Here is a 509-nt window from a genome sequence, read left to right as displayed (position 1 = left end):
TAAGTGCAAGTGAATCAGTTTCACTCAGCAAATCAGTAAGTGTGTCATTGAGCGATAGTACTTCAGCATCAATCAGCGCAAGTGAGTCAATCTCAACAAGCGCAAGCTTGAGTGACAGCATTTCTGCATCAATCAGTGCAAGCAACAACTCAGGTAGCGGTTCAGGTTCAACAAGCACAAGCAATGACTCAGCAAGTCAATCAGCTTCAGCATCTGTAAGTGCAAGTCAATCAACTAGCGCATCAGTATCTGCAAGCCAATCAGCTTCAATCAGTGCAAGCAACAACTCAGGTAGCGGTTCAGGTTCAACAAGCACAAGCAATGACTCAGCAAGTCAATCAACTAGCGCATCAGTATCAGCTAGCCAGTCAGCTTCAATCAGTGCTAGCCAATCAGCAAGCACAAGCTTGAGCGACAGCGTAAGTACCTCAACTAGCTTGTCTGACAGTGCTTCAATCTCAAGTGCATTGAACCACTCACAAGCTCCTGCACAACAACCTGCTGGACCA

The 509-nt window shown here is 46.2% G+C and carries 1 pseudogene; it reads left to right on the top strand.

The features are described from left to right. Positions 1-509 (top strand): annotated as a pseudogene (locus tag M1F97_RS09130) (LPXTG cell wall anchor domain-containing protein); the annotation flags it as partial.

Origin of the sequence: Streptococcus oralis, assembly GCF_023110435.1 — a bacterium.
In the GTDB taxonomy this organism is placed as follows: Bacteria; Bacillota; Bacilli; order Lactobacillales; family Streptococcaceae; genus Streptococcus; species Streptococcus oralis_CF.
Note: the sequence above shows the minus strand (reverse complement) of the source record. Positions and strands in the feature narration are given on the sequence as shown.